Source organism: Streptomyces phaeofaciens (assembly GCF_014648915.1).
Classification (GTDB): Bacteria; Actinomycetota; Actinomycetes; order Streptomycetales; family Streptomycetaceae; genus Streptomyces; species Streptomyces phaeofaciens.
The window spans coordinates 1-1299 of record NZ_BMSA01000092.1 but is presented as its reverse complement, the minus strand read 5'-3'; the positions used below and the strand labels follow the sequence as shown (position 1 = coordinate 1299).

1 protein-coding gene is annotated in these 1299 nt (G+C 67.4%); it reads left to right on the top strand.

Going from position 1 to position 1299, the window contains the following annotated elements; genetic code table 11:
* Window positions 1-3 precede the first annotated feature (3 nt).
* The gene (locus IE275_RS45680) at window positions 4-1188 is read left to right on the top strand and encodes an IS701 family transposase (protein ID WP_189718605.1); all 1185 of its coding nucleotides are present in this window, start codon (window positions 4-6) and stop codon (window positions 1186-1188) included.
* Window positions 1189-1299: the final 111 nt, after the last annotated feature.

Sequence of the window (1299 nt, the reverse complement as noted above, 5' to 3'; positions counted from 1 at the left end):
GTTATGGGTGGGGACCTTACCGATGTCAGATTGTGGGCGGGTGAACTGACCGCTCTGCATGAGCGGTTCGTGCACCGTTTCAACAGGTCGGAGCCGCGGGAGTCGGCTCTTGCCTACATGCGGGGCCTGATTGCTCCGCTGGAGCGCAAGAACGGCTGGACGCTGGCCGAGGAGGCCGGTCACGACGGCCCGGACCGGATCCAGCGGATGCTGAACCGGATCGAGTGGGACGCGGATGAGGTTCTGGACGATGTCCGTGACTACGTCGTGGAACACCTCGGCGACCGGGATGCCGTGCTGATCGTCGACGACACCGGCTTTCTGAAGAAGGGCCTGCGGTCGGCCGGGGTGCAGAGGCAGTATTCCGGAACCGCCGGCCGCACCGAGAACTCCCAGATCGGTGTGTTCCTCGCCTACGCCACCGATCGCGGACGCACGCTGATCGACCGACGGCTCTATCTGCCCACGTCGTGGACGGACGACCGGGAACGCTGCCGCCGGGCCGGCATCGGCGACGAGGTCGCGTTCGCCACGAAGGTGGTCATGGCCAAGGCGATGGTCCGCAGGGCCATCGCGGACCGGATCCCGTTCGGCTGGGTAACGGCGGACGCCGCCTACGGTTTCAGCAAGGGCTGGCGCTTCGAACTCGAGCAGGCCGACGTCTTCCACGTCATGGCCACCACCCGGCACGACACCGTCGTCACCCGCTGGGCCATGGACCACCCCGTCCACGACCTGTTCCCCGGCCTGCCACGGCAGAAGTGGAAACGCCGTTCCTGCGGCGAGGGAGCCCATGGCCGGCGGATCTACGACTGGGCCCGTGTCGAGGTCCGCCCCTGGCACCGTGAGGACCGCCGGCACTGGGTCATCGCCCGCCGCAGCATCAGCAGACCCGAAGAGATCTCCTACTACATCGCCTACTGTCCCGCCGACACCACCCTGGACGAACTCATCCGCATCGCGGGCAGCCGCTGGGCGGTGGAGGAGTGCTTCCAGACCGCGAAGCAGGAATGCGGCCTGGACGACTACCAGGTCCGCCGCTATCCCGGCTGGCACCGCCACATGACCCTCGCCATGGCCGCCCACGCCTGCCTCACCGTCCTGCGGGCACGGGAGCTGGATGCCGAGAAAGCAGAAACGGATCCTCCCAGCTCATCCACCTCAGCCTCGCCGAGATCCGGCGCCTGATCACTCGGCTCACCGACCGCCGACCCACCCCGGCCAGCCACATCCTGCACTGGTCACACTGGCGCCGACGACGCCAACACCAAGCCCGCATCAGTCACTACAAACGACGCG

Coding starts and splice junctions, on each gene's coding strand:
- IE275_RS45680 (WP_189718605.1), top strand. CDS start 4: ATGGGTGGGGACCTTACCGATGTCAGATTGTGGGCGGGTGAACTGACC.